This window comes from Geodermatophilus sabuli (genome assembly GCF_010686765.1).
GTDB classification, from domain to species: domain Bacteria; phylum Actinomycetota; class Actinomycetes; order Mycobacteriales; family Geodermatophilaceae; genus Geodermatophilus; species Geodermatophilus sabuli_A.
The window spans coordinates 1-25732 of record NZ_JAAGWF010000033.1; the positions used below are offsets into that span (position 1 = coordinate 1).

The following is a 25732-nucleotide window of genomic DNA, read 5'->3' on the forward strand; positions in this document are numbered from 1 at the left end:
CCGTAGGCCATGCCGAGGCTGCCGTCCACGAGCTGCGCGCCGAGGCCGACGAGCGCGAGCAGGGTGAGGGTCTTCACGGGGCTGTTTCTCCGGATCCAGGGGAGGGCCGCGGGCGCGCAGGAGGGCGCGACACAGCGCGGGACGAGCGGGGGAGGGGCGCGGGACGCGCGGGGTCAGCAGCCCGGACAGCAGGCGGTGCAGACCCGCAGCAGGTCGACGTGGATCCGCCCCACCAGGAGCACCGTCGTCGCCGCCACGGGGATATGTCTACCAGATCGGTCGGGATATGCGACAGGGGGGTCCCCCCAAGGGGGCGGTCCGGTCGGCAGGCCCGGACGGACCTCAGCCGACGACGAGGTCGGTGAGGAAGTAGGCCACGGCGGCGACCGCGCCGGCCGCGGGCAGCGTCACGATCCAGGCCACCACGATGTTCCCGGCGACGCCCCACCGGACCGCCGAGAGCCGGCGGGTCGACCCGACCCCCATGATCGACGTGGTGGTGATGTGGGTGGTGGACACCGGGACGGCGAAGACGGTCGCCGTGGTGACCATGACGCTGGACGCAACCGTCTGCGCCGCGAAGCCGCCGGCCGGGGTCAGCTGGATGATCCGCCGGCCCATCGTGCGCATGATGCGGAAGCCGCCGGCATAGGTGCCCGCGCTGATCGCCAGGGCCGCGGCCAGGACCACCCACAGCGGCACGGTGAAGTCGTCGATCTCGCCGGCGGTGAACAGCGCGAGGGTGATCACGCCCATGGTCTTCTGCGCGTCCTGCAGGCCGTGGCCCAGCGCCATCGTGGCCGAGCTGACGATCTGCGCGTACCGGAAGCCGCGGTTGGCCCGCGAGACGTGGGCGCTCCGAAAGGTCCAGAGGATGGCCAGCATGAACAGGTAGCCCAGACCGAAGCCGACCAGCGGTGACACCACCATCGGCACGACGACCTTCTCGAACACCCCCATCCACTGGACGGTGTGCGCCGCGGCCAGCGCGGCGCCGACCAGGCCCCCGATGAGCGCGTGGGACGACGACGACGGCAGGCCGAACCACCAGGTGATCAGGTTCCACACGATGGCCCCGATGAGGGCCGCGAAGACGACCGTGAGCCCGTCGGCCCCCTGGGGCGGGCCGATGATGCCCTCGCCGACGGTCTTGGCCACCTCGGTGGACAGCACCGCCCCGACCAGGTTCATGACCGCGGCCAGCGCCAGTGCCACGCGCGGCGTGAGCGCCTTGGTGGAGACCGCGACCGCGATCGCGTTCGCGGCGTCGTGGAACCCGTTGGTGTAGTCGAAGGCGAGCGCGACCAGGATGATGACGACGAGGGCGACGAAGGCCGCGTCCATGCGTGGTCAGGACTCCTTGACGGTGATCGTCTCGACGACGTTCGCGACGTGCTCGAAGGCGTCGGCGGCCTCCTCGAGCTGGTCGGCGACCTCCTTGAGCTTCAGGATCTCCAGCGCGTCGAACTCCCCGCTGTAGAGCCGCGAGAGCAGGCGCCGGTACAGCCTGTCGGCCTCGTTCTCGATCCGGTTGACCTCGATCCAGTACGAGGAGAGGTCCTTCATGGTGCGCAGCCGGGGCATCGCCTCGGCGGTGGTCTGGGCGGCCCGCTGCAGCAGCGCCGTCTGCTGGCTCATCTCCGCCGGCAGCGTGCCCAGGCCGGTGAGGATCACGAGGTCCGCGGCCGCCTCGACGAAGTCCATGACGTCGTCGAGGTCGCTGGCCAGCTTGTAGATGTCCTCCCGGTCGAACGGCGTGACGAAGCTGGAGTTCAGCTGCCGGAAGATCGCGTGGGTGGACTGGTCGCCGACGTGCTCGAGCTCACGCAGCTGCTCGGCGAGCTCCGGCCGCCGGGCGTGGTCGTGGATGAACTCGCTGAGGACGTCGGTCGCCGCCACCAGGTTCTGCGCCGAAGCGGTGAACAGCGGGTAGAAGCTCGAGTCCTTGGGCGTCAGGCTGAAGGGCACGCGTGGCTCCGGTTCGACGGTGGGTGTCCGGTCGCCCGCCACCGCGGCGGTCGTACGGCCGTCGGGCAGCATAGGTGCCCGTTCACCGCACGTTCATCCCGCCGTCACGCGCGTGCCGTGTGGGCGTCCCCCTCGGTGAGTGCGTCCACGAGGTCGGCGCGGGCGCGTGCGACCCGCGAGCGGATCGTGCCGACCGGGCAGCCGGCCACCTCGGCGGCCTCCGCGTAGGGCAGCCCGAGCAGCTGGGTCAGCACGAACGCCTCTCGACGGTCGGGGTCCAGGCGGGTCAGCAGGTCGTTGACCACCGCCCCCTCACCCACCCGGTCGCGGTCGTCGGCCCGGTCCAGGGACTCCAGGTCCGCGTCGTCGCGCACGAGGGTCAGCCGGCGTCGACGGCGCGAGCGGATGGCGTCCGCGCAGACCCGCCGGGCGATGGACAGCAGCCAGGTGCGCAGGGAGGATCGGCCCTCGAAGCGGTGCAGCGCGCCGAAGGCCCGCAGGTAGGTCTCCTGGGTGAGGTCGTCGGCCGAACCCCGGTCGCCGAGGGCCGCGCACAGCCGCCAGACGTCGGACTGGGTGGCGCGCACGAGGGCGGCCGCGGCGAGGGGGTCGCCCTCCACGGCGGCGGCGGCCAGCCGCTCCAGGTCCTCCACGCCGTCCATCCTCCCCGGGAACCGCCGTGGCGGCGTCGCCCGAAAGTGGGGGGAACCAGACGGCCCCGGCCGACGACTACCCCATCATGCAGTGCACCCCCTACCGCGAGGCGCTCTCCGCGCGGCTCGACGGCGAGTCGCCCGGCCTGCCGGTCGGCGATCTCGACGCCCACCTGGCCACCTGCCCGGCCTGCTCCTCGTGGGCCCGGGCGGCTGAGCTGGTCACCCGGCGCGCCCGGCTGGCCGCGGCCCCGGCTGTGCCGGATCTCACCGCGGCGGTGCTGGGTGCGCTGCCCCGGGAGCTGCCGGGGACGGCGGCCGCGGCCCGCGCCCGCCTGACCGGGGCGGCGCTGCGCCTCGCCCTGCTGGCCGTCGGCGTCGCCCAGGCCGGGTTCGCCTGGCCCGCGCTGTCCACCGGGGCCGCCGCGATGAGCGCGCCGGTGCACATGGCGCACGAGAGCGGCGCCTGGAACCTCGGGATCGCCGCCGCGTTCCTCGCCGTGGCCGCCGCCCCGCGGCTGGCCGCCGGTGCGCTGCCCTTCCTCGGCACCTTCGGCGTCCTGCTCACCGTCCTGACGGTGAGCGACCTGGGAGCCGGCCACGTGCACGCCGATCGCGCGGTCGCCCACGTGCTGCTGGTCTCCGGGGTGGCCCTGGTCGCCACCATCGCCTGGCGCGGCCGGCGCCGCCGCGCCGTGCCCGCCCTCGCCCGAGGGCGGGTGCCGGCATGACCGGCCGCACGGCCGGACGCGCTCCGGCGGCGCTGCTCCTGCTGGTCCTGCTGGGGTTCTTCCTGAGCGCGGGTGTCGCGACCGCACCGCCGGCCGCGGCGCACGCCGAGCTGGTGTCCACCGACCCGGCGGACGGTGCCCGGCTGGACGCGGTGCCGGGCCAGGTGGAGCTCCGCTTCAGCGAGGGCGTCACCCTCGGGGCCGGGTACGCGCGGGTGCTGACCTCCGACGGCGAGCGGGCCGACACCGGGACGCCCACCGTCGCCGGCGGCACGGTCACCGTGCCCCTGCGCGGCGGGCTGCCCGACGACGGCTACCTTGTGACCTACCGCGTGGTGTCCGCCGACTCGCACCCGATCTCCGGGGCGTACTCCTTCGTCGTCGGTGACGGCGAGCTCGTGCCCGCCGGAGCCGCCGCCGGCGGCGATGCCACCGACCCGGTCGTGGCGACGGCGCTGCCGCTGGCCCGCTGGCTCGGCTACGCCGGGCTGGCGCTCGGCGTCGGGATCCCGGTCCTGCTCCTGGCGGGCTGGCCGGCCGGCTGGCGCTCACCCGGGCTGCGCCGGCTGGTCACCGCGGGGCTGGGCGCCGTCGCCGCCGGCGCGGCGCTCACCTTCCTCCTGCAGGGCCCCTACGCGGCCGGCAGCGGCCTGGGCTCGGTCCTCGACCCGGCGCTGCTCGGTTCCACCGTGACGTCGGCCAACGGGCTCACCCACCTGCTCCGGATCGTGCTCGTCGCCGGCCTGGCGGTCCTGCTGCTGCCCGTGTGGCGCAGCGGGACGGCGCCGGCCCGGCCCCGCGTGGTGGCCGGCGCGGTCCTGGCCGGAGCGCTGGTCCTGGCCGTCGCCGCCGTCGGTCACCCGGTCGCGGGGCAGTGGCCGGTGCTCGCCGTGGCCGCTGCCGCGGTGCACGTCGCGGCGATGGCGGTGTGGCTCGGCGGCCTCACCGGCCTCCTGGCCGGCGTGCTGCGGGAGGACGCGCCCGCGGCCGACCTCGCCCGCGCTCTCCCGCCGTTCTCCCGGCTGGCCGCCGCATCCGTGACCGCGCTGGTGGTCACCGGCGTCGTCCAGTCGGTGCGCGAGGTGGGCTCGCCGGTCGCCCTGGTGACCACCACGTACGGCTGGCTGCTGGTGGCCAAGCTCGGTCTGGTGCTGCTCCTGCTCGCGGCCGCCGGCATCTCCCGGGTGTGGGTGCAGCAGCACCTCGGGGTGCACCGCGCCCGCCCGGCCGGCGGACGGCGGGTGACCGCGCACGCCTTCGCCGCGACCGGCGACCCCGCGGTGGAGGCCGCCGTCGACCCCGCCGTCGAGTCCGCCGCCGGCGCGCGGGCCGAGGTGCAGGCTCGGGCCGCGGCGGCCGAGCGGCCCGCGCTGCGCCGTTCGGTGCTGGTCGAGCTGGCCATCGCGCTGGTCGTCCTGGGGGTGTCGTCGGTGCTCGTCGGCACCCCGCCGGCCCGCTCGGACGTCGCCCAGCCGGTCGACGTCACCGTGCCGCTGGAGACGGCGGCCGGCGCGGAGGGCAGCGTGCAGGTGTCGGTGGACCCCGCGACCGCGGGCCCCAACACGCTGCACGTCTACCTCTTCGACGAGGCCGGCCAGCTGACCCAGCCGGTCGAGATCCGGGTGACGTTCACCGAGCCCAGCCAGGAGATCGGGCCCCTGGACGTCGAGCTGGCCCCCGCGGGGCCCGGCCACTACGTCGGGGACGGCATGGCCATCCCGGGGCCCGGCACCTGGACCCTCGCGGTCACCGTCCGGCTCGACGAGTTCACCGCCAGCACGGCGGCGACCACCTTCCCCGTCCGCTGAGCCCCCCACCCCCGAACCGACAGGAGACCTGTGTCCACCTCCCTGCCCCGGCCGCTCGCCCGCCTGGCGGTCGTCGTCCTCGCCCTGCTGAGCGGCCTGGCCGCGGCGGTCGCCGGAGCCGGGGTGGCGGCGGCGCACGTGACCGTCTCCTCGACCGACGCCGCACCCGGCGGCTTCGGCAAGCTCACCTTCCGGGTGCCCAACGAGAGCGACACCGCCAGCACGGTGGCCCTGCGGATCTCGATCCCGGAGTCCTCGGCGCTGGCCTCGCTGCGGGCGCAGCCGGTGCCCGGCTGGACGGTGGTCCTCACCGACTCCGACCTCCAGACGCCGCTGGAGAGCCACGGCGAGGAGATCACCACCTACGTCTCGGTCGTGGAGTTCCGGGCGGTGGACGGCGGCGGCATCGGGCCCGGTGAGTTCCAGGAGTTCGCCCTCGCCGGCGGACCCTTCCCCGAGGCCGGTCAGCTGGCCTTCCCGGCGGTGCAGACCTACAGCGACGGCACCGAGGCGGCGTGGATCGAGCCGGCCGTCGACGGGCAGCCCGAGCCGGAGCGGCCCGCCCCGGTGCTCGCGATGGCCGGCGGCTCCACCGGCAGCGCCGGCGGCGAGCCGGCCGGCGCCACCGAGCCGGCGGCCACGGACGGCGACACGGCGACCTCCGACGTCGACACGGCGGGTGCAGCGGAGGCCGCGGGGACCGCGGGCCCCGGCGCCCCGGCCCTCTTCGTGGCGATCCTGGCGCTGCTCACCGGCATCAGCGGCGTCGTGCTGGGGTGGCGGGCGGGCCGTCGTACCGTGTCTGCGTGACCTCCTTCCGCCGCAGCCGGCTGGCCGCCCTGGCCGTCTCGACCGGACTGGCACTGGCCGGCTGCGGGGGAGGGGCCGCCGCCGGGGACGGGGCGCACACCGACCACTCGGCCGGCGCCCCCGCGGTCGTCGAGGGCCCGGAGGACAGCTACGCCGGGGTCGACCTGGTCGACCCCTACCAGCGGCCCTCCTTCACGCTCACCGACACCGCGGGTCAGCCCTACGACTTCGCCGCGGCGACCACCGGCGTCCCCACGCTGCTGTTCTTCGGCTACACCAACTGCCCCGACATCTGCCCGACCACGATGGCCGACGTCACCGTGGCGCTCCGGGGCCTCGCCCCCGAGCTCGCGGAGCAGGTGCAGGTGGTGTTCGTCACGACGGACCCGGCGTTCGACACCCCGGAGGTCCTGGGCGCCTACCTCGACCAGTTCGACGCGGACCTGCCCGTCGGCTACGTGGGGCTGACCGGCGACCAGGCGGCCGTCGACCAGGCGCAGCTCGCGGCCGGCGTGCCACTGGCCGAGGACGCCGGCCGGCTGCACTCCTCGCTGCTGCTGCTGTACGGCGCCGACGACCTGGCACACGTGGCCTTCGACGCCGGCAACACCAGCCGCGACATCGCCGCCGACCTCGAGCTGGTGGCCGGGACGTGATGCCCCGGCTCCTCGTCGTCGTCCTCGGGGTGCTGGCCACCCTGCTCGTCGCCGGGCCGGCGGGGGCGCACGTCGGCGGCGGCGCCGCGGGCAGTGACTTCGACGGCCGGGTGCTGTCGGTCACCCCCGAGCTGCCCGGGGTGTCGGTCCGGGTGCTCTCCTTCGGGGACGAGTTCGAGCTGGTCAACGCCACTGCCACCGAGGTCGAGGTGCCGGGGTACTCCGACGAGCCCTACCTGCGGATCGGCCCGGACGGCGTCTGGCGGAACGCGCACAGCCCGGCCACCTACATCAACCTCGACCGCTTCGGCCGGGTGGCGCTGCCCGACGACGCCGACCCGGCCGCCGAGCCCGAGTGGGTGCAGGTCTCCACCGAGCCGCAGTACGTCTGGCACGACCACCGCACGCACTGGATGAGCGAGAGCGTGCTGCCCCCCGCTGTCGCCGCGGACCCGACCCGGGACCACCTGGTCGCCGAGTGGGTCGTGCCCCTGTCCTCCGGCGGCACGGACGTCGCCGTCCGCGGGGAGCTCACCTGGAGCCCGCCACCCTCACCGTGGCTGGTGTGGCCCGCCTACGCCGCCCTCGCGGTGGCTGCGGTCGCGGCGGGCCTGCTGGCCCGGGGGCCCCGGCCGCTGGGCTGGCTGCTGCTGGTCGGCGGCGCCGCCGCGCTGTGGCACGCGCTGGCCACGCCGGAGCCGCCGGTGAGCGTCTCGTCGCACACCGGCGCGATCCTGTCGGCGCTGCTCCCGGGACTGACCGCCGCCGTCGTCGCCGTCCTCGGCTTCGTCGCTGCGCGCCGTGGCCGGGGGGCGATGACCGGCCTGCTGGCCGTCGTGCTGGGGTGGCTGCTGCTGGTGCAGGGCCTGCCCGACGTGGACGTGCTGTGGACGGCGCACGTGCTCTCGGCCGGGCCGGCACTGCCGGCCCGTGCCGCCGTCGCGGTGCTGGTCGCCCTCGGCGCCGGCTGCGTGGTGGGCGGCGTCGCCGCCGCCCGCCGGTTCCGGGAACCCGACGGTCCCCGGCGCGCGCAGCCGCGCGTCGGGGAGCCGCAGCCCGTGACCTGAGCGGCCCCCGCAGGGTCCCCCGCGAGCTCGCGAGGGGCAGAGGGCCTCTGTCAGGCGGGGCCGGCGGCCACGGGGTGCAGGTGCCCGCGGCCGGAGAACAGCTCGTTGGCCCGGTCCAGATCGGTCTCGAAGTCCACCTCGACGGCGGAGAAGCGGGAGATGTCCAGCGGTGTGAACCGCAGCCCCTCGGCGAGGATCGCCGTCTCGATGCCGCGCTCGAAGTAGTCCTGGGGAGCGCAGGCGGCCAGGTGCTCGATCAGCACGGGCTTGTCGGCCGCCGACACGTAGTTGATCCCGACGGCCTCGCCGAGACCGCCGACGACGGTCTTGGACAGCTCGGCGATGCAGCCCTCGGCGTCGAGGGTGTACTTGACCTCCTCGTCGGCGACGGTGGAGGTGTCGACGCAGACGAAGCTGTGGTCGGCCTGCAGGGCCGGCAGGGCGGCCTCGAGCACCGCGGGGTCGAAGACCACGTCCCCGTTGAGCCACAGGACGCCGCCCTCGTGCGAGGTGCGCAGCGCGCGGAGCAGGCTCTGCGAGGTGTTGGTGACGGCGAAGTCGGGGTTGTAGGCGAACCGCACGTCCGGCACCGCCTGCATGATCCGCTTCGCCTTGAACCCGACGACGACGGTCACGTCGACCGACGGCCCCAGGACGGCGCGCAGCCCGTCGAGCTGGCGCTGCATGATGCTCCGGCCGTCGTGCAGCGGGGTGAGCGGCTTGGGCCAGGGACGGCCCAGCCGGGTACCCATGCCGGCGGCGAGGATGACGACCTGGACAGGTGCGGTCCGGCGCTCCGGGGTGGGGGCCGCGGCCAGTGTGGTGGTCAGGCTCAGGTGTGCGGTCGTGGTGCGGTCAGCGAGCACTGTCGTCCCCTCCTCGGGTCGTGGCGGCGGTGGTGGTTCCGGCGGATGGGTCCGACGGGAAGAGCAGGTCGAGGACGCGCTCGGTGGCGTGCCCGTCCTCCAGGGAGCTGAAGGTCTCGCGGAAGCGGGCGTAGCGCTCCGCGTGCTCGGCGGTCACCGCGTCGAGGTCGGCGATCGCCTCGACCAGCTCCTTGCTGGTCGACACCAGCGGACCGGGCGCGACCTCCTCGAGGTCGAAGTAGAACCCCCGCAGGTCGTCGCGGAAGTACGCCAGGTCGTAGGTGAAGAACAGCATCGGCTTGCCGGTGACGGCGAAGTCGAACATCGTCGACGAGTAGTCGGTGACCATCGCGTCGGCGGCGAGGTACAGGTCACCGATGTCCGGGTGCCCGCAGACGTCCCGGACGGCCGACCCCTCGACCAGCTCGAGCCGGTCCATGACCATGTTGTGCAGCCGCAGCAGCAGGACGTGGTCGCGGCCCAGCCGGGCGGTGAACTCGTCGAGGTCGACGGGGAACTCGAAGTCCCGCGGCCCGGTCTTCTCGAACACCAGGTCGTCCCGCCAGGTCGGCGTGTACAGGACGACGGTCTGCTCGTCGGTGATGCCGAGGTCGGCGCGCACCCGTGCCCGGATCTCGGCCCGGCGTGGACTGCTGAGGACGTCGTTGCGGGGGTAACCGGTCTCGTGGATCGGCCCGCGGTAGCCGAAGGCCCGCCGCAGCCGCTCGGTGCTGGCCGGGTTGGGGGACAGCAGCAGGTCCCAGCGGGCGATGTCGTGCTCCAGGTAGGCCAGCCGACCCTCGGGCGCCCACCGGACGTCGTTGTGGATGCGCTTGAGCGGGGTGCCGTGCCAGGTCTGCAGGTACGTGGCGCCCGGTCGCTTCTCCCAGTCCAGCGGGATGTGGTCGTTGGAGATGACCACGTCGGCCGCCTCGAGCGCCGCGACGGACTCGGGGCTGCCGAAGGTCACGGTGGGAACGTCGTCGGGGAACGTGGCCTGGGTGTGCGGCGCGGACAGCCACGTGTGGTCGGCGTCGATCCCGCGCGCACGGAGCGCCTCGTAGAGCGCCCGCGGACTGTCGGCGAAGTGACCCCGGAAGGCCACGTACACGATGTTCACTGCGCTCCTCCGATCGGCAGCAGCTCACCGGTCGCCCGGCGGGTGAGGACCGGCAGCAGCAGGTCGGCCAGCTGCTGCCACGACTCCACGACCACCAGGACGCCGGCGTCGGTCAGGGCGGCGGCCCGCTCGGCCCGCTCCGCCTCCGGCACGAAGAGCAGGTTGCCCACGGTGGGGCAGCCGGCGCGGACGGCGGACAGGGCGCCCGGGACGGAGTCCTCGACCGCCAGCCCGGTCTCGGGAGCGATGCCGAGCCGGTCGCACGCGTGCAGGTACACGGCGGGGTCGGGCTTGCTCGTGGGCACCGGCAGCGAGTCCTCCGCGCTGAACCGCACCGCGGGCGGGATGAGCTCGTCCAGCCCGGTGGCGGTGAAGCAGGCGGCCAGCCGGATGAGCGCGCTGGAGCTCACCGCGGCCAGTCGCAGGTGCGCCGCCAGGGACGTGAGGGCGTCACTGGTCTGCGGGTGCGGCGTCAGGGTGGCGCCCAGGTGGGCGGTGACCGCGCGCTTCTCCTCGGCGACCCAGGGCTCGACGTCCGCGTCGGGGTGTCCCGCCTCGGCGGCCAGCCGGCGCGACGTCGTCCGGAAGTTCATGCCCGTGGTGGCCAGGCGCAGCTGCTCGGCGGTGAAGCGCTGCTCGCTCCCGAGCTCGGCCAGGAAGCGGTTGGTCACCTCGGCGGAGGCGACGAACGCCGGCTCCTCCGACGGGAACAGGTTGCCGTCGGCGTCGCAGAGCAGGGCCTCGAGCCGGGTCGTCAGCGGCTCGGGGAGGGCGGGCATCGGGTCGGTTCCTCCGGGGTGCGTGGTCATCGGGGCAGAGGGACGGCACGAGCCGCCGGGACGTCGGCCAGGGCGGCGGCCACGGTGACCCGGGCGCCGAGCCGGTCGAGGTGGCGCAGCGTCCGGCCGAGGTCGTCGACGAAGTCGGGCAGGTCGGCGAGGTCGCCGAAGACCGACCGCACGGAGAGCAGTGGCCGCGGGTCGGCCCCGCCGGCCAGCGCGAGCGCCTGCAGCTGCTCGGCGCGGGGGTCCTCCATCGGCACCGGCCGGCCGGCCGGGTCGGTGCCGCGCAGGTACCGGCACCAGCCGGCGACGGCGAGGGTCAGCAGCCGCGTCGGCCGGCCCTCGGCCAGGGCCTGGCGCAGCGAGGGCAGCAGGTGGTGCGGCAGCTTGGTCGACCCGCGCCGGCACAGCCGGGGCAGTCCGTCGGCGATCGCCGGGTTGGCGAAGCGCTGCAGCAGGGTGCGCTTGTACTCGGCGAGGTCGACGCCGTCGGGCTGCGGCAGCAGGGGCGTGACCTCGTCGTCCATCAGCCGGGCGACGTACTCGGCGAAGACCGGGTCGGCCATGAGCTCGTCCATCCGGGTGTGGCCGGCCAGCGAGCCGAGGTACCCGAGGGCGGAGTGGCTGGCGTTGAGCAGCCGCGTCTTCATCAGCTCGTAGTCCCCGACGTCGGACACGAAGCGCACGCCGACCTCCTCCAGCGGCGGTCGGCCGTTGCTGAAGGTGTCCTCGATGAACCACTGCGAGAAAGGCTCGGTGATCACCGGCCACCGGTCGTCGACGCCGTAGCGCTCCGCGACCGCGGCGCGCTCCTCCGGTGCCGTCTGCGGCGTGATCCGGTCGACCATGCTGCTCGGGAAGGCGACCCGGTCGGTGATCCAGCGGGCGAGCACCTCGTCCCGCTGCCGCGCCAGACCGACGACCGCGGCACGGGTGGCCTCCCCGTTGCGGTGCATGTTGTCGCAGGAGACGACGGTGAACGGGGCCACGCCGGCCCGGCGGCGCCGGTCGAGGGCCTCCACGAGGTAGCCGAAGGCGGTGGTCGGCGCGTGCGGCTGGGCCAGGTCCCGGAGCACGTCGGCGTCGGTGGGGTCGAACTCCCCGGAGTGCGGGTCCAGCCGGTACCCGGCGCCGGTGATCGTGAGGGTGACCATCCGCGTCCGTGGGTCGGTCAGCCGGGCGAGCACGGCCGCGGGCGCGTCCGGGGCGAACAGGTAGTCGACCAGGACGCCGACGACGCGGGCACGCTCTCCGTCGGGGCTGCGCTCGACGACGGTGTAGAGGTGGTCCTGCGGGGCCAGGGCCTCCTGCATGGTGCGGTGCCGCAGGCCCACCCCGACCACGCCCCAGCCCGTCGAGAGGCGTCGCTCCGCGAGCTCGTCGAAGTAGGTGAGCTGGTGGGACCGGGAGAAACCGCCGACGCTGAGGTGCACGACCGCCGGCGTCAGCGCCGACCGGTCGTAGGTCGGTACGAGCAGGCGGGCGCCGTGGCTCTGCAGGGTCTGCTGGCTGAGCGGCCGGATGACGAGGGCGCCGGGACGGTCGTCGGTGGACGCGGGCGGAGCGGGGAGTGGAGTCGAGCGGGACAGTGCTCGTACGCCTGGGAGACGCTCCGGCCTCGTCATGCGGCATCTGCCCTTTCTCCATGCGGATGGTGCGGTCGATCCCCCTGGCAGCGTCCTGGTCCGTCCCCGGTCGACACCGTCGGTCGGCGTCAGGGGCAACGGGTGGTGCAGCGTCCGCTCATGACTACACGGCGGAGCCCGATCCGACCAGTCTGGGTGCCCGACGACGGTTGGCGGTACCCGAAGGGAGGGTCAGGCGCGAGCGGTTTCACGCCGGGTGGTGTTCCTAGCCGGAACCCGGCAGTTCCAAACGGGACGCTGATCACACGGGGCCCGCGGTCCGTGCTCCATGGGACGTGTGGGGCAGGCCACACGGCGAGTCGTGTCCGACGCGCCGAACAGGTGGTCACGGAAGCGTCACGGAGTGTTTGGATCAGTGCACCCCATCGGGCCCGGCTCCGGGCTTTCTTCCCCCCATGAGACGGGTAGGTGCATGGCCGGACGGCGTCGCGCTACGACCTCGGGAGACCGCTCGGTCGCTGCCCCGACCCAGGCTCTCCCGGCTGCCGGTCCCAGCCGTCGCTCGAACTCCGGGCCCCGTCGCGGCCCGATGCTGCTCGCGGCCCTGGTGGCCGGTGGGCTGATCGCCGGGGTCACCGGCGTGACCGGCGCGTCCGACGCCGCCGCCGAGCCGACGTCGGTGCTGGCCGCCCAGCAGGAGCTGCTGGGCGGTTACGAGGACGAGGAGCTCCTCCCGCAGGCCTCCATCTCGGTGGCCGAGGCCGAGGCCCGGCTCGAGGAGGTCGCCGCGTCGCGGGCGGCGCGGGCACAGGCGGAGGCGGAGGCGGCCGAGGCGGCGCGCGAGGCGGCCCGTCCCCGTGCCGTGCTGCCGGTCGACGGCGCCCGGCTGACCAGCGGTTACGGCGGGCGCTGGGGCACCTTCCACTACGGCATCGACCTCGCCGCCCCGATGCGCACGCCGGAGTACGCGGCCGTGGACGGCGTCGTCCTGCGGGCCGGGTCGGCGAGCGGGTTCGGGCTCGCCGTCTACGTGCTGCACGACAACGGCGACGTCACCGTGTACGGGCACATGGACGAGATCCTCGTCGAGCCCGGGCAGTACGTGGAGGCGGGGGAGACCATCGCGCTGCTGGGCAACCGCGGTCAGTCGACCGGGCCGCACCTCCACTTCGAGGTGCACGAGGGCGGCATGAACGGCGAGCGGGTGAACCCCCTGCCGTGGCTGCGCGAGCGCGGCGTCGACATCTGATCCGGGGCGCCGGCCGGTCGTGGTGGGATGCCGCCCGTGACGACGGGGACCGAGGACGCCAACCGGCGGCTGCTGCGGGCCCGTGACGCCATGGACCGCGCCTATGCCGAGGACCTCGACGTCCCCGGGCTGGCGCGCATCGCGCACGTGTCGCCGGCGCACTTCATCCGCACCTTCCGCGCGACGTTCGGCGAGACGCCAAACCGGTACCTGCAGCGGCGCCGGGTGGAGCGGGCCATGTTCCTGCTGCGCTCGACCGACCGGAGCGTGACCGACATCTGCATGGACGTCGGCTTCAGCAGCCTCGGGACGTTCAGCCGGGTGTTCCGCGACATCGTCGGTGAGCCACCCTCGGTGTACCGGCAGCGCGGCCCGTTGCCGCCGGTGCCGACCTGCTTCGCGATGCGGTGGGCCAGACCGAGCAGTTTCGGAGAAGCACCGGGGGAGTGACGGTCCCTAGCGTTCTGCCCATGCTCACCGCGATCACCATCACCCAGATCTACGTCCCCGACCAGGACCAGGCGCTCGACTTCTACGTCGGCAAGCTCGGCTTCGAGGTCCAGTCCGACATGGACTTCGGTCCTATGCGCTGGCTCACCGTGAACCTGCCTGGTCAGCCCGACCGTGCCGTCCTCCTGGAGAAGCCGGGGGCGCCGTCCATGAGCGAGGAGACCGCCGCCCAGGTGCGCGAGGCGATCGCCAAGGGCGTCGCCGGGGGGCACCTGTTCTTCGCCTGCGACGACGCCTACAAGACCCATGCCGAGCTCAAGGCCAAGGGCGTGGAGATCACCGAGGAGCCCGTCGACCAGCCCTACGGCATCGACTTCGGCCTCCGCGACCCCTTCGGCAACCACATCCGCATCGCCCAGATGAAGCAGGGCTGACCCGCCCCCACCCCTGCGCCGGCCCTCGGGTACGCCCCTGTACAGTTGCACCCGGCTCGGACGCACCAGACCGGGCCGGTCCGGGGCTGTGGCGCAGCTGGTAGCGCACCACACTGGCAGTGTGGGGGTCAGGGGTTCGAGTCCCCTCAGCTCCACCCCGATGACCAGGCCGTCCTCCTGCTGGAGGACGGCCTGCGTCGTCCCTGGTTGCAGTTGTGGTCGCAGTCCGCCCACTCCTCACCTGGCAGCAGTGCCGGCCGTCGTGCAGCCGGGCGTGCCGGACGCCGGCGAACTGGAGCAGACCCGTCCAGTCGTCGTAGTCGGTCTTCTCGTCGATCGGCCGACCGTTGACCTGGGTGAGGACGAGGTCCTCGTCGTGCCACTCGGCGCCGGCCAGCATCCGTTCGCCGTTCTGGACGGCCTTGTGCCGGTGCAGTTCCGCGACCAGGGGCAGTGGCAGGGCGCGGGTGCGCTGGCTGAGTCGGGTCTTGGGCTCCTCGTGGATCAGCCCACCGCCGGGGGACGCGGTGGATGCTGCGCCGGACCGTCAGCGTGCCCGTGATCAGGTCGATGTCCTTCCACTGCAGCGCCAGCACCTCGGACTGCCGCAGACCGAGCGCGAGGGCGACGGTCCAGAGCGCGGGGTTGCGGAGGCGCTCTGCCGCCTCCAGGACGGCGCGGGTCTCTCCGAGGTCCAGGGCGGTCGCGAGGTCGCTGGGGTGGCTGGGCGGGCGGGTCGACGGAGGGGGTAGGTTGGCCACACTCGGAGTCGCTGGCTTCCAGCGTGTTCGGGTCAGGCTCCGCCGGCTCGAACAGCGATCCGACGAGCTGCCCTCGATCTTGAGGGTGCACAGCTCCGTCGTCGAGATGCCTCTCGCCTTCGGCCCATCGGACGGGGCCGGCACAATGACCAGCGCGCATCCCCCTGCCCGACCGGTCTCCGATCCGCGGGACGCGGTCGCCGAACTGGCTCGGCTTGCCTTCGACACCACGACGATGGACGCGATGCTGCAGCGCATCGCCGAACTGGCCAAGGAGCTGATCCGTGGCGTCGCCGACGCCTCGGTGACCCTCATCGCCAACGACAAGGCACACACCGCCGCCTACACCGGCCGATTGGCCCTTGACCTCGACGAGACCCAGTACGGCCGCGGCTACGGCCCCTGCCTGGAAGCGGCCGTCGGCGAGGAGCTGCGCGAGATCACCGACGCTCGCCGGGAGACCCGCTGGCCCGGTTACGCCCAGGCAGCTGTCGAGCACGGCTCCTTGAGCTCCCTCTCCGTCCCCCTGCCGGTGCGAGAGGGCATCCATGGCGGCCTGAACCTCTACGCGGTCGAGGCCCATCGGTTCGACGACGGAGCGCGACAGTCCAGCCGCACGTTCGCCTCCTATGCCGCCGTGGCGGTGCACAACATGCACCTCTACGCGAGCACCTGCGACCAGGCCCATCACCTGGACATGGCCATGAAGACGCGGGCCGTCATCGAACAGGCCAAGGGCATCCTGATGAGCCAGCGCCGCTGCGACGCCGAGGAGGCCTTTGCCCACCTCGCGGCCGCTTCGCAGCGGTCCAACCGCAGACTGCGCGACATCGCGCAGGCGATCGTCGACGGAGTGACCGATTTCGGCGGTCAGCGCAACTGAGTGACCTGACGAGGGCACCGCCTTCGACCCGAGGGCCCACCTGTCGCTGCCATGGGGGCATGTCGGGGTCGGTGACTCCTGAACTGGCTCGTGGTCGGTCCATGTGACGCCGTCATCCCTCGCAGTCCAGTCCCCGCTGCAGTGTCGCGAGGTTGTCACGCATGAGCCTGGCTCGACCCGTTCGATCGAGCGGCCTGCGTCGTCTCCGGTCCAGTCGTGGTGGCAGTCCGCCGGCCCCGTCTGGTCGACGGTGCTCTTCGACGGCGGTCGGCCGCGCTCGCACCGGTCCGACCGCCGCGACGGTCCTCCACACTGGTCGCCGTGGCGCCATCGGAGGTGTGGCAGTGACCGCGAGCGAGGGCGTCCGGCGGTACTACGACGCGAACACCAGGAAGTTCCTGCTGGCCGGCAGCCAGCGCACCATCCACCGCGAGCTCTGGGGTCCGGGCGTCACGAGCCGGTCGGCCGCCGCCCACCATGCGCACGCACTGGTGTTCGGCGAGCTCCGACCCGAGGACCGGCGCGTCCTCGACCTCGGCTGCGGCGTGGGCACCGCCGCGCTGTACCTCGCTGAGCGTCGGCCGGTCGAGGTGCTCGGCATCTCGATCAGTCCGGAGCAGATCCCGCTCGCCGAGCGGTACGCCGCGCGCGCTCCTGCACTGCTGGGCAGCGTCGCGTTCCGGGAGGCTGACTTCACCAGCCTCCCGGCGGACGTGACCGGCTTCGACCTGGCGTTCGCCATCGAGGCGTTCGTCCACGCCGCCTCAGCGGCCGCGTTCTTCCGGGAGGCGGCTCGTGCGCTCCGCCCTGGAGGCGTGCTCGTCGTCATCGACGACGTGCTCGTCTCGACGGCGGCCGACAGCCGACTCGAGGACTTCCGGTCTGGCTGGAACGTCTCGTCCCTGGTCTCGGTGACGGAGGCGGCACGGCTCGCGGGTGGCGCTGGACTCGATCTGGTGCGTTCGGTGGACCTCTCGCCGCTGCAGCGCCTCGGGCGGCCGCGGGACCGGCTGATCAGGCTCGCCCGACCGGTCCTCCGCGGCCTGCGACGGCGCTCACCCTGGGCCCAGGCGCTGGTCGGGGGGGACGCCCTGCAGCAGTCCCACCTCGCCGGGCTGGTCGAGTACCGCTTGCTGCGGTTCACCCGTCGGCCGGGATGACCCCTCGGCGCCTGCGCGGCTACGCAGCTCATCGGATCGCTCCGGAGCCTCCGTGAGCCCGTGCTGGGGGCAGGGAGTCGGCGGGCCGACGCCGTCGTCACGGGAGGGCGGCTGATGTCCGTCGCGCGCCGCCGCGACCACCGGCGGCTCGGCGACGAGCCGCATGTCAGACCCGCGGGCGCGTCCGCCACGGGGCGTCCCGTGCGCACCTCCTGGCCGGAGATGCGTACCACCAGGACCGGAGGGGACGGAGGAGGGCCCCGTCGGGGACCCGCCCGCCGTCCCCGCCCGGCCTGTGCGGCAGCTCGTGCGCCCGGGTGGTGACGGGCGCGGGGTCAGATCCGGCGGCCGGTCCGCCGTCCGGTCACGGTCGCCGCGATGACGACGAGCACGGCCGCGACGATGATGCTGATGATCCACCGGATCCAGTCGATGCCGTCGGTCGCATCGACCCCGAGAGCAGCGGCGGCGTAGTAGCCGATCAGCACCCCGGCGATGCCGCACAGCACGGTCAGCCAGAGCGGGATGTTGTCCCGGTCGCCCGGGGCGACGAACTTGCCGAGCAGTCCGATGATGAGGCCGGCGATGAGAACTCCGATGATCTCCACGATGACGCCTTCCGTTCGAGGTCCAGTGATCGATCGCGTCTGCTCTACCCCGTGATGGCCGTCGCCCTAACCGAGGGCTCGGGCCGGCCGAGACGTGCATCGTCGCGCATCCGGCTCGAACTGGGCAGCTCCGACCACGCGCGGATGGAGGCGAGGCCTGCCCGTCCGCGCGCCGCGCCGGTTGCGCCCACCCCTGGCGAGTCCATCGTGCTGGCGCACGCGCTGAACGAGGACGTGGGCGACGTCCCCGAGGCCGGCTCCCTGGCCGAGGTCCCGTACGAGCTGGGGGCCGTGGAGGAGAACGGGCACGAGCGCCGAGGGGCGGGCGTCGGACTCCCGGCGGTCCTGGTCGGCGTCCCACGTCGGTGCGCCGGCGACGTGACCAGGCGACGGGGAGGTCACTCGAACCCGAGACGAGCAGGCGTCGATCGGCAGCCCGGCCGCCGTCACGGCAGGGGAGTCAGCGCCTCCGGGCAGGGCGAGGTGTGCTGCGCGCGTACTGCTCGCACATGAGTTGCAGGAGCGCCTCCACGTCCGGTGGGGGACTGTCGGCCCACCAGGCGAGCCACACCGGGACCGGCGGTGCGTCGCGGACCGGCCGGTAGACGACGCCGGGGCGCGGGTGCTGGGCGGCGGTGGCCTCGGCGGTGACGCCGAGGGCCTGGCCGGCGGCGATGACGGTGAGCCATTCGTCGACCCCCCGGACCGTCCGTGTGGCGCCGGGCGCCGACGACGGGGTCCACAACTCCTCCGTGGTGGAACCGGTGAGGCTGTCGACCGCGACGGTGCGGCCGGCGAAGTCGTTGAGGCTCAGGCTGCGACGGCGGGCCAGCGGGTCGTCGGCGGCGACGGCGGCGTAGCGCCGCTCGACACCGAGCAGGGCGGTGCGCAGGCGCGCGTCGCTGACCGGGCGACGCAGCACGCTGACGTCCGCGCTGCCCTCGGTCAGCCCCGCGGTGGGGGTGATGGACTGGACGAAGACCAGCGACGACCCGGGATGGCTCTCGGACCAGTGCCGCTGCACCGCGGTGGTGTGCCGGCCGAGCGCCGCCCAGGCGAAGCCGACCCGCACGTCGCCGCGGGTCTCGTCGGCGGCCCGCTCGATCGCGGCGACCTCCTCGAGGACTCGCCGAGCGTGCCCGACGACACGCGCCCCGACCGCGGTCAGCGAGACCTCGCGGGTCGTCCGCTGCAGGACCCGGGCGCCGAGCGCGCGTTCCAACGCAGCAACGGTCCGCGACACCGAGGCCTGCGACACCTCGAGCGTCGCGCCGGCCCCCGTGAACGTGCCGGCGTCCACGACCGCCAGCAGGGCCCGCAGGTGCCGTACTTCAACGTCCATACGCCGAGCGTATCGCTGCACGCGTGTCTGACATTTCACTCATCAACAGGATCTGCTGATACTCGGCCAGGTGACCGGGCAGACGAGCGGGACCAGCACGCAGCCGGCCGGGCGGTCGCGACTCCGCGGCGTGCCGACGTTGCTGAGCAGCGCGCTCAGCAACCAGGTCGGCGCGGGTCTCGGCGCCCACGCCTTCGGGGTGGTCGGCCCCGCCGGTGTGGTCGCGGTGCGTCAGGTGGTGGCCGCCGCGATCCTGCTGCCGGTCGCCCGTCCGCCGCTGCGGCAGATGGCCTGGTCACAGTGGTGGCCGGTCCTGCTGCTGGCGGCGGTGTTCGGCTGCATGAACCTGTCGCTCTACACGGCGATCGACCGCATCGGCTTGGGGCTGGCGGTGACGCTCGAGTTCCTCGGCCCCCTCGCGGTCGCGCTCGCCGGTTCCCGCTCCCTCCGGGATCTGCTCCTCGCGAGCGCTGCCGCGGTGGGCGTCTACGTGCTGGTCCTCCCCGGTCCCACCAGCGACCACCTCGGGCTCGGGCTGGGCCTGGTGGCCGCCGCCTGCTGGGCGGCCTACATCGGGCTCAACCGCGTCGCCGGCGCCCGCCTGCCCGGGCTGCAGGCCCCGGCCGTCGCCGCCACGGTGTGCGCGCTCGCCTGTCTGCCCGTGCTGGTCCTGCTCATCAGGGACGGCCGGTTCGCCGGCGCACCGCTGGGCTACGCCGTCGCCGCCGGGGTGCTGTCGTCCGTCGTCCCCTACGCCGCCGACCTGACCGCCCTCCGGGTCGTCCCGCCGCGGTTCTTCGGGGTCTTCATGAGCGTCCACCCCGTGCTCGCCGCGCTGGTCGGCATGGTCCTGCTCGGTCAGGTACTGGCCGCGCACGAGTGGGTCGGCATCGCCGTGGTCGTGCTCGCCAACGCCGGCGCCGTCGCCACCACCCGCCGCCCTCCCGGGCAGAGGCGGCCCGGCTGCGGCGGCGGTCCGGGAGGGACGTCGGCGCAGCCGGCCCGGCCTCGTGAGGGGTGGGGTCAGGTCACCGGAGGCGCCGTGCTGCCCGCGTCCGACCTGGTCATCCGGCAGATCGACTCCAGCCACGCCGACTGGACGTCGACCGACTGGTCGGAGACCGGGGAGCCGATGCCCGCCGGCGCCGGCCGGTGGTCGAGGGTGATGTCGTCGAAGGCCAACCGGTAGACCAGGTTCCCGATCTCCTCCAGGTCGAGGCCGGCCTCGAGCAGCGGCTGGATGACCCAGCGTTGGCGGTCGGACAGTCGTCGCACCCAGCCTCTTCCGCGCGAGCGGCCCTCCTGGATGCGCGCGGACGTGCCCCCGCCGGGGAGCCGCGGATTCCCGTTGCCGTCCGGCATCGGGGAGGCCAGCCTGGTGCCTGGGCTCCGAGCGCACCGAGCCGGGACCGGTCCCTCGACGGCGGACGGGGTGGATGGTGAGCGCACCCGGGCACGGGCCGTCCGCGGAGGCGGCCGACGGGGTGCTGCTGGGTGGCGGCCGGACGACCGCCGGAGTGGTGCGCATCGGCGACACCGTGCACCGCCCGGTGCGCCCGTGGACGCCCGCGGTGCACGCGGTGCTGCGGTACCTGGAGGAGGCGGGTCTCGCCGGAGCGCCCCGGGTCCTCGGCTTCGACGACCAGGGGCGGGAGGTGCTCACCTTCCTCGAGGGGGAGACGGTCGGCGAGCTCCTGCCCTGGCCGGCCTGGGTGCACGCGGACGCGACCCTGCTCGAGGTGGGGACCTGGCTGCGCCGGCTGCACGACCTGACGGCCCACTTCCGCCCCCCGGCGGACGCGACGTGGTCCTCCGGTCGCCCCTGGCGGCCCGGGCTGGTCATCGGTCACCACGACGTCGCGCCCTACAACGCGGTCTGGCGCGACGGCGAGCTCGTCGGCTTCGTCGACTGGGACACGGCAGGGCCGTCGTCGCGGGAGCTGGACCTCGCCTACGCCGCGCTGCTGTGGGTGCCGCTCCTGGCTCCGGGTGGGGGGTGGCCGCACGCCTCGATCCCGGTGGGTGACCGGTCCCGGCGCCTGCACCTGCTCCTGGACGCCTACGGCTTCGACGGGGACCGGAAGGACTTCGGCGCCGTCGTCGCCGCCCGGGCCCGCATCAACGCGGCGGTCATCCACCGGCTCGCCGCCGGTGGCGAGCCGAGGTACGTGGCGCTCCGCCGGCAGGCCGAGCAGCTGGAGAGGTCCGCGTGCGAGGTGGAGGCCAGACCCGCGGCCTCCTGGCGGCGGCCGGAGACCGGCTGAGGCCGAGGGCCAGGGTCCGCGCCGGCCCACGGGGACGGGGCGGCCAGGCACCCGGCACCCGGCGCCAGGCGACCGGCTTCTTGCGGGAGCCTTGCGGTGAGGTGGCGGGGGGCGTGCGGCTGGCCGCCCACAGTCGGGTCGTGGGTCGGCGGGCAGTCCGCCGACACGGACCCGGAGGGGACCACGACGTGAGGACTTCGACCAGCCGCGAGCCGCGGCGGGCCGCCGCGGCGACCATCGGCTCGATCGCCGTGGTCGCCACGGCCGCTGCCGTGGCCGGGCTCGGCACCTTCGGGACGTTCACCGACAGCACGACCCCGGTCGGGACCACGGTCGGCAGTGGCGTCGTCGAGATCGCGCTGTCGGCGGCGGCGAACCGGGCCACGGTGCCCTTCGTCACCGGCGGGTGGGTTCCCGGCGACGAGTACCAGGTGGTCGTGGACCTGGTGAACACCGGCACGTCACCGCTGTCGTCGATGGAACTGGAGCTGCGGGCGACCACGTCCAGCCTGCTCGACAGCGACGCGGTGGACGGACTCCAGCTGGTCCTCGAGTCCTGCGACGACTCCTGGGACGTCGCGGGCGCCGGCTACTCGTGCGCCGGTGACGTCACGACCTTCTACGCCGGACCCGTCGTGATGGACCAGCCGCTGATCGGTGCCGCGAGCCTCGCGCCCGGCGGGCTGGACCACCTGCGGGCGCGCGTGCTGTTGCCGGACGAGGCCGGCAACGGCTTCCAGAACGCCTCCAGCACGCTCGAGTTCGTCTTCACGGGGGTGCAGCGTGGCGGCACCGACCGCTGACCGGGCGCTGGCCTGGTACTCCTCGGCCATCGCGCTGCCCTATCCCGACGTGCGGAGCGCCCTCACCGGGCTCCGGGCCGAGATCGCCCACGAGGCGGCCCGCACGGGTGCAGGGGTGCCGGACTGGGACACGGAGGTCCTCGTCGGCCCCGTCCTGCTCCCCACCAGCGGTGGACAGCCCTGGTTCGACTACGTCCTGTCGGTGGCCTGCCGGCCGCGGGACGCACGGCAGGACTGACCGCCGAGGGGGCGCGATCAGTGCCGGCGGAGGGGGATGACCGGAGCCGGGGCGTGTGCCTCCGCCGTGAGGGTGGCGCGGCCCAGGCCCATCGGGTCGGCGTCCTCGCCGCGGTCGAGCACGTAGCAGGCGGCGATCACGCCGGCGCGGTCGTCGCGGATCCGGCGGATGATCTGGTCGACGCTCTCGCACACGCTGTACTTCGCGCCGTCGGTGAGGAAGACGACGGTGTCGGGGTGCGCCTCGACACGCTCGATGGTGTCGGGGTCGAGGCGGCACTGCTCGCCGGTGCGGCGGGTGAGACCGATCATGGCGGTCCTCCTGCTGGGCGGGGCATCGGGCCCCGGCGGCGCCTTCCGTGTTCAGGCATCCACGTCTTCGGCGGTCACCGGCCCACCCTTGAGCCCGGCCACGGTGCCCGCCCCGATCGGGTGAGCACCCGGGCCGGGCCGGTTGTCCTAGGTTCGGCGCCATGCCCGATCTCGCCGGCCAGGCCCGCACCCTCCTCGACCTGCACACCGCGCCGGACGTCCTCGTGCTGACCAACGTCTGGGACGTCGTCTCCGCGCGGGTGGTCGCCGCGACACCAGGCGTGCGGGCACTGGCCACGGCCAGTCACGCCATCGCCGCCACCTTCGGCTACGAGGACGGCGAGCACATCCCGCTGGACCTGCACCTGGACATGGTCGGCCGGATCACCGCCGCCGTGGACCTGCCGGTGAGCATGGACATGGAGGCCGGCTACGGCGATCCGGGTGACACCACGCGGCGGGCCATCGAGAAGGGCGTCGTCGGCGGCAACCTCGAGGACGCCGCACGGCCCCTGGACGACGCGGTCACCGCGGTCGAGGCGGTGCTCGCGGCCGGCCGCGCCGCCGGCATCGACTTCGTCCTGAACGCCCGCACCGACGTCCTGCTGCGCGCCGAGCCCGGCGCCGACCGTGCCGCGGTGGTCCGGGAGGCGGTGCAGCGTGGTCGCGCGTACCTCGACGCGGGCGCACCGGTGGTCTTCGTGCCCGGTGCGGTGAACCGGGAGGAGATCGCCGCCCTCGTCGACGGCCTCGGGCGCGGCCGGCTGTCGGTGATCGCCGTCCCCGGGCGGTCGCCGTCGGTGCGCGAGCTGCAGGAGCTCGGGGTCGCCCGCGTCTCCACCGGGCCGTTCCCCCAGCGGGTGGCGCTCACGGCGCTCCAGGACACCGCCGCCGAGTTGGCCGCGGGAGGCGTCCTCCCGCCGGGCACCCGCACGCTGAGCTGATGGCAGCGGCCTCGAACCGGCTGTCGTGGGCTGCCGGCATCGTCGAGCCGCGCCCGGGGGAGCGGGTCCTGGAGGTCGGCTGCGGTCACGGCGTGCTGGTCGGCCTCCTGGCCGAGCGGGCGGGAGAGGTGCTGGGCGTCGACCGGTCGGCGACGATGGTGGCCGCGGCCACCCGGCGCAACCGGGCCGCCCTGGACGCCGGACGGGTGCGCCTGGCCGCGGCCACCCTGCGCGAGGCCGACCTCGGCGAGCTGCCGTTCGACGCGGTGGTCGCGGTGAACGTGCGGGCTTTCTGGGACGCCGACGCGGACGGCACCTGGGACGTCGTCTCGCGGGTGCTGGCACCTGGTGGGCGCGTCGTCGTCGCCTTCTCCGTCATGGGGCCGGGCGCCGATCGGCCGGTCGTGGCCGCGGTGACCCGGCTGGCGGGCCGACGGGGACTCGACGTCCGAGCGGTCCACCGGGGGGCCACGACTCCGATGGAGTCGGTCGCGGTGGAGCTGGCACGCGGCGACCGGTAGTGGCGGCCCGCCCGGTCACCCGGAGGGCGAGCAGCAGGCAGACGACGGCGAGGACCGTAGGGGGCCGGGTCGGCGAGCGCCGGCGACCCCGGGTGTGCGGTGGGGGACCGCACGCCGCCTCACCCCGTGGGGTGAGCGGTCCGGCGCTGGCTCAAGGCCGGTCCGCGGGGCGTCGATCACCCGGTCAGGTGACGGGAGTCCGTCGCCACCATCGGTCATCCCGACCGGGAGGAGGAGAGGTCGTGCCCGAGCAGTCCGTGCTCGTCGTGGAGGACACCGAGGAGATCAGGGAACTGGTCTGCACCGTCCTGCGCAAGGCTGGCGTCGACGTCCGTGCCGTCGGGTCCGGCGCCGAGGCGCTCGCCGAGATCCGGCGCGCGGCGCCCGACGTCGTCATCCTCGACCTGGGGCTGCCCGACGCCGACGGCACGGAGGTGTGCCGGCAGATCCGCGCCGAGAGTGAGTGCTACGTCCTCATGCTCACCGCCCGCGCCGAGGAGGTCGACCTCCTGATCGGCCTCGCCGTCGGCGCCGACGGGTACATGGCCAAGCCCTTCTCGCCCCGCGAGCTCGTCGCCCGCGTCCAGGCGATGCTCCGCCGTCCGCGCGTCCCGGCACCCCGCCCGGCTCCCGTCGAGGAGTCCGTGGTCCGGCTGGCCGAGCTCGAGGTGGACGAGGACAGCCGCGAGGTGCGGGTGGACGGCGCGGTCGTCGACCTGACCCGGACCGAGTTCGACCTGCTCGCCGCCCTGGCCTCCCGCCCCGGCCGCGTGCTGCAGCGGGAGACCTTGCTGCGCGAGGTGTGGCAGACCGACTGGGAGGGCAGCGTCCGCCTCGTCGAGGCGCACATGTCCAACCTGCGCCGCAAGCTCCAGGCCGCCGGCCTGTCCTCGCCGGAGATCCGCACCGTGCGGGGGGTCGGCTACCGCCTCGTCGCCTGAGACCCCGACAGCACAGCGGGCCCGGACCTCATCGAGGTCCGGGCCCGCTGTGCTGTGCGGTCAGACGCAGGTCCTGAAGAACACCGTGGTGGCGGTGCTGGTCCACCGGTAGGCCGTGGTCGTGACGGCCGAGACGGGGATCGTGTAGTTCTGGTCGATCCACAGCGGGTCGGTCGAGAAGGTGGTCACGTTGCCGACCTGGAAGGACATGGGGCCCTGGCCCATGTTCGGGACCGAGAGGACGTAGCCGGTGACCCCGCGGGTGGTCGTGCTGGCCGTCCACGTGACCCTCGGCGCCATGGACGTCCGCTGGCTCTCCGTCGTGGTGACCGTGGTGGTGGTCCCGTCGTCGTTGAGGGTCGGCGGCGCGGTCGTGGAGGAGTTGCTGGTGACCGGCGTCGAGGTCGCGGCGTACGAGTAGGAGGGCGCCGACGTGGTCGGCCCGCTCACCACGGTCCCGTCGGCGGCCCTCGTGGTCGACGTCGTGTACCTGGTCGTGGTGACCGTGCAGGGCGCGCTCACCGCCAGGTTCGTGGGCGGCGCGACCTTCATGGTCTGGACCGAGCTCTGGGGCAGGGTCCTGGTGGTGTCGAAGGTGGCGTTGGCGGCGACGCCGGTGCCGAGGACGAGCGCCAGGGTCAGGGTGGTCAGGGCCAGGACGCGGCGGGTGGTGGTCACTTCTCGTCCTCCTCGGTGGTGTCGTCGTCGGTGGTGGTGGTGGGTCGCCAGATGGTGAGCAGGAGCCAGCCGGCGAGGAGTGCGGGGGCGCCGTAGAC

Annotated in this window: 29 protein-coding genes and 1 tRNA gene; 19 read left to right on the top strand and 11 right to left on the bottom strand. The window is 74.1% G+C overall.

The features are described 5' to 3' along the window. Positions 1 to 342: 342 nt before the first annotated feature. The 3 genes from GCU56_RS22535 to GCU56_RS22545 form a co-directional block, all read right to left on the bottom strand. Positions 343 to 1344: an inorganic phosphate transporter gene (locus tag GCU56_RS22535; protein WP_163484435.1), complete on the bottom strand. Its 1002-nt coding sequence runs from the start codon at positions 1342 to 1344 to the stop codon at positions 343 to 345. Positions 1345 to 1350: 6 nt separating this feature from the next. Then, a complete protein-coding gene (locus tag GCU56_RS22540) occupies positions 1351 to 1968 on the bottom strand; it encodes a DUF47 family protein (protein WP_163484436.1) in 618 nt (205 codons plus the stop codon). A 104-nt stretch (positions 1969 to 2072) separates the two neighbouring features. Next, on the bottom strand, positions 2073 to 2621 hold the full coding sequence (locus GCU56_RS22545; protein ID WP_163484437.1) for a sigma-70 family RNA polymerase sigma factor: 549 nt from the start codon (positions 2619 to 2621) through the stop codon (positions 2073 to 2075). Positions 2622 to 2707: 86 nt separating this feature from the next. Between GCU56_RS22545 and GCU56_RS22550 the strand changes: the two genes are divergently transcribed. The 5 genes from GCU56_RS22550 to GCU56_RS22570 are packed head-to-tail and all read left to right on the top strand — an operon-like array spanning position 2708 to position 7693. Continuing rightward, the gene (locus GCU56_RS22550) at positions 2708 to 3352 is read left to right on the top strand and encodes a zf-HC2 domain-containing protein (protein WP_163484438.1); all 645 of its coding nucleotides are present in this window, start codon (positions 2708 to 2710) and stop codon (positions 3350 to 3352) included. Beyond that, positions 3349 to 5160 (top strand): copper resistance CopC family protein, encoded by a 1812-nt coding sequence (locus GCU56_RS22555; protein ID WP_163484439.1) that lies wholly within the window; start codon positions 3349 to 3351, stop codon positions 5158 to 5160. The genes GCU56_RS22550 and GCU56_RS22555 overlap by 4 nt, the downstream gene beginning before the upstream one ends. A 30-nt stretch (positions 5161 to 5190) precedes the next feature. Continuing rightward, positions 5191 to 5970: a DUF1775 domain-containing protein gene (locus GCU56_RS22560; protein ID WP_163484440.1), complete on the top strand. Its 780-nt coding sequence runs from the start codon at positions 5191 to 5193 to the stop codon at positions 5968 to 5970. After that, positions 5967 to 6626 (top strand): SCO family protein, encoded by a 660-nt coding sequence (locus GCU56_RS22565; protein WP_163484441.1) that lies wholly within the window; start codon positions 5967 to 5969, stop codon positions 6624 to 6626. The genes GCU56_RS22560 and GCU56_RS22565 overlap by 4 nt, the downstream gene beginning before the upstream one ends. After that, entirely contained in the window at positions 6626 to 7693 is a 1068-nt protein-coding gene (locus GCU56_RS22570; protein WP_163484442.1) for a hypothetical protein, read from the top strand. Before GCU56_RS22565 ends, GCU56_RS22570 begins: the two co-directional genes overlap by 1 nt. Positions 7694 to 7743: 50 nt before the next feature. Here GCU56_RS22570 and GCU56_RS22575 read toward each other — a convergent pair whose 3' ends face one another. The 4 genes from GCU56_RS22575 to GCU56_RS22590 are packed head-to-tail and all read right to left on the bottom strand — an operon-like array spanning position 7744 to position 12086. Further along, complete coding sequence (locus tag GCU56_RS22575) at positions 7744 to 8559, bottom strand: phosphocholine cytidylyltransferase family protein (RefSeq protein WP_345772018.1); 816 nt, start codon at positions 8557 to 8559, stop codon at positions 7744 to 7746. Next, positions 8549 to 9679: a CDP-glycerol glycerophosphotransferase family protein gene (locus tag GCU56_RS22580; RefSeq protein ID WP_163484443.1), complete on the bottom strand. Its 1131-nt coding sequence runs from the start codon at positions 9677 to 9679 to the stop codon at positions 8549 to 8551. The genes GCU56_RS22575 and GCU56_RS22580 overlap by 11 nt, the downstream gene beginning before the upstream one ends. After that, positions 9676 to 10458 (bottom strand): HAD family hydrolase, encoded by a 783-nt coding sequence (locus GCU56_RS22585; RefSeq protein WP_239522742.1) that lies wholly within the window; start codon positions 10456 to 10458, stop codon positions 9676 to 9678. The genes GCU56_RS22580 and GCU56_RS22585 overlap by 4 nt, the downstream gene beginning before the upstream one ends. Before the next feature lie 26 nt (positions 10459 to 10484). Further along, positions 10485 to 12086: a mannitol dehydrogenase family protein gene (locus GCU56_RS22590; protein WP_163484445.1), complete on the bottom strand. Its 1602-nt coding sequence runs from the start codon at positions 12084 to 12086 to the stop codon at positions 10485 to 10487. A 550-nt stretch (positions 12087 to 12636) separates the two neighbouring features. On the opposite strand from GCU56_RS22590, the gene GCU56_RS22595 reads away from it, so the two are divergent. The 7 genes from GCU56_RS22595 to GCU56_RS22625 all read left to right on the top strand — a co-directional run bounded on the left by GCU56_RS22595 (position 12637) and on the right by GCU56_RS22625 (position 16984). Further along, positions 12637 to 13296 (top strand): M23 family metallopeptidase, encoded by a 660-nt coding sequence (locus GCU56_RS22595; protein WP_239522743.1) that lies wholly within the window; start codon positions 12637 to 12639, stop codon positions 13294 to 13296. Positions 13297 to 13332: 36 nt separating this feature from the next. Further along, positions 13333 to 13746, top strand: a complete 414-nt coding sequence (locus tag GCU56_RS22600; RefSeq protein WP_345772019.1) for an AraC family transcriptional regulator — start codon at positions 13333 to 13335, stop codon at positions 13744 to 13746. A 20-nt stretch (positions 13747 to 13766) separates the two neighbouring features. Next, complete coding sequence (locus GCU56_RS22605) at positions 13767 to 14180, top strand: VOC family protein (protein ID WP_163484448.1); 414 nt, start codon at positions 13767 to 13769, stop codon at positions 14178 to 14180. A gap of 82 nt (positions 14181 to 14262) precedes the next feature. Then, a tRNA-Ala gene (locus GCU56_RS22610) sits at positions 14263 to 14335 on the top strand. Between the two features lie 95 nt (positions 14336 to 14430). Continuing rightward, positions 14431 to 14742 carry a hypothetical protein gene (locus GCU56_RS22615; protein WP_163484449.1) on the top strand — a complete coding sequence of 104 codons (312 nt, stop codon included), beginning with the start codon at positions 14431 to 14433 and terminating at the stop codon, positions 14740 to 14742. A gap of 284 nt (positions 14743 to 15026) precedes the next feature. After that, positions 15027 to 15824 carry an ANTAR domain-containing protein gene (locus GCU56_RS22620; protein ID WP_204332686.1) on the top strand — a complete coding sequence of 266 codons (798 nt, stop codon included), beginning with the start codon at positions 15027 to 15029 and terminating at the stop codon, positions 15822 to 15824. A 344-nt stretch (positions 15825 to 16168) separates the two neighbouring features. After that, positions 16169 to 16984 carry a methyltransferase domain-containing protein gene (locus GCU56_RS22625; RefSeq protein WP_163484450.1) on the top strand — a complete coding sequence of 272 codons (816 nt, stop codon included), beginning with the start codon at positions 16169 to 16171 and terminating at the stop codon, positions 16982 to 16984. Positions 16985 to 17319: 335 nt separating this feature from the next. Here GCU56_RS22625 and GCU56_RS22630 read toward each other — a convergent pair whose 3' ends face one another. Both GCU56_RS22630 and GCU56_RS22635 read right to left on the bottom strand, forming a co-directional pair. Then, complete coding sequence (locus tag GCU56_RS22630; RefSeq protein WP_163484451.1) at positions 17320 to 17592, bottom strand: GlsB/YeaQ/YmgE family stress response membrane protein; 273 nt, start codon at positions 17590 to 17592, stop codon at positions 17320 to 17322. A gap of 460 nt (positions 17593 to 18052) precedes the next feature. Continuing rightward, complete coding sequence (locus GCU56_RS22635) at positions 18053 to 18934, bottom strand: LysR family transcriptional regulator (protein WP_163484452.1); 882 nt, start codon at positions 18932 to 18934, stop codon at positions 18053 to 18055. 70 nt (positions 18935 to 19004) lie between these two features. Here GCU56_RS22635 and GCU56_RS22640 point away from each other — a divergent pair, with 70 nt between their 5' ends. From GCU56_RS22640 to GCU56_RS22655, 4 genes are all read left to right on the top strand, one after another. Continuing rightward, positions 19005 to 20123, top strand: coding sequence for an EamA family transporter (locus tag GCU56_RS22640; RefSeq protein ID WP_204332687.1), 1119 nt, complete (start codon positions 19005 to 19007; stop codon positions 20121 to 20123). Between the two features lie 250 nt (positions 20124 to 20373). Continuing rightward, the gene (locus tag GCU56_RS22645; protein WP_345772020.1) at positions 20374 to 21198 is read left to right on the top strand and encodes a phosphotransferase; all 825 of its coding nucleotides are present in this window, start codon (positions 20374 to 20376) and stop codon (positions 21196 to 21198) included. Between the two features lie 188 nt (positions 21199 to 21386). Further along, positions 21387 to 22001, top strand: coding sequence for a hypothetical protein (locus GCU56_RS22650; RefSeq protein ID WP_163484454.1), 615 nt, complete (start codon positions 21387 to 21389; stop codon positions 21999 to 22001). Then, positions 21982 to 22239 (top strand): hypothetical protein, encoded by a 258-nt coding sequence (locus tag GCU56_RS22655; protein ID WP_163484455.1) that lies wholly within the window; start codon positions 21982 to 21984, stop codon positions 22237 to 22239. The genes GCU56_RS22650 and GCU56_RS22655 overlap by 20 nt, the downstream gene beginning before the upstream one ends. Before the next feature lie 17 nt (positions 22240 to 22256). On the opposite strand, the gene GCU56_RS22660 is transcribed toward GCU56_RS22655, so the two are convergent. After that, positions 22257 to 22550: a flagellar FlbD family protein gene (locus GCU56_RS22660; protein ID WP_163484456.1), complete on the bottom strand. Its 294-nt coding sequence runs from the start codon at positions 22548 to 22550 to the stop codon at positions 22257 to 22259. A gap of 161 nt (positions 22551 to 22711) precedes the next feature. Here GCU56_RS22660 and GCU56_RS22665 point away from each other — a divergent pair, with 161 nt between their 5' ends. The 3 genes from GCU56_RS22665 (at position 22712) to GCU56_RS22675 (ending at position 24956) form a co-directional block, all read left to right on the top strand. Continuing rightward, on the top strand, positions 22712 to 23494 hold the full coding sequence (locus GCU56_RS22665) for an isocitrate lyase/PEP mutase family protein (protein WP_163484457.1): 783 nt from the start codon (positions 22712 to 22714) through the stop codon (positions 23492 to 23494). Next, complete coding sequence (locus tag GCU56_RS22670) at positions 23494 to 24015, top strand: class I SAM-dependent methyltransferase (RefSeq protein WP_163484458.1); 522 nt, start codon at positions 23494 to 23496, stop codon at positions 24013 to 24015. Before GCU56_RS22665 ends, GCU56_RS22670 begins: the two co-directional genes overlap by 1 nt. 242 nt (positions 24016 to 24257) lie before the next feature. Next, positions 24258 to 24956, top strand: a complete 699-nt coding sequence (locus GCU56_RS22675) for a response regulator (RefSeq protein ID WP_163484459.1) — start codon at positions 24258 to 24260, stop codon at positions 24954 to 24956. Positions 24957 to 25016: 60 nt separating this feature from the next. On the opposite strand, the gene GCU56_RS22680 is transcribed toward GCU56_RS22675, so the two are convergent. After that, positions 25017 to 25634, bottom strand: coding sequence for a hypothetical protein (locus GCU56_RS22680; protein ID WP_163484460.1), 618 nt, complete (start codon positions 25632 to 25634; stop codon positions 25017 to 25019). Positions 25635 to 25732: the final 98 nt, after the last annotated feature.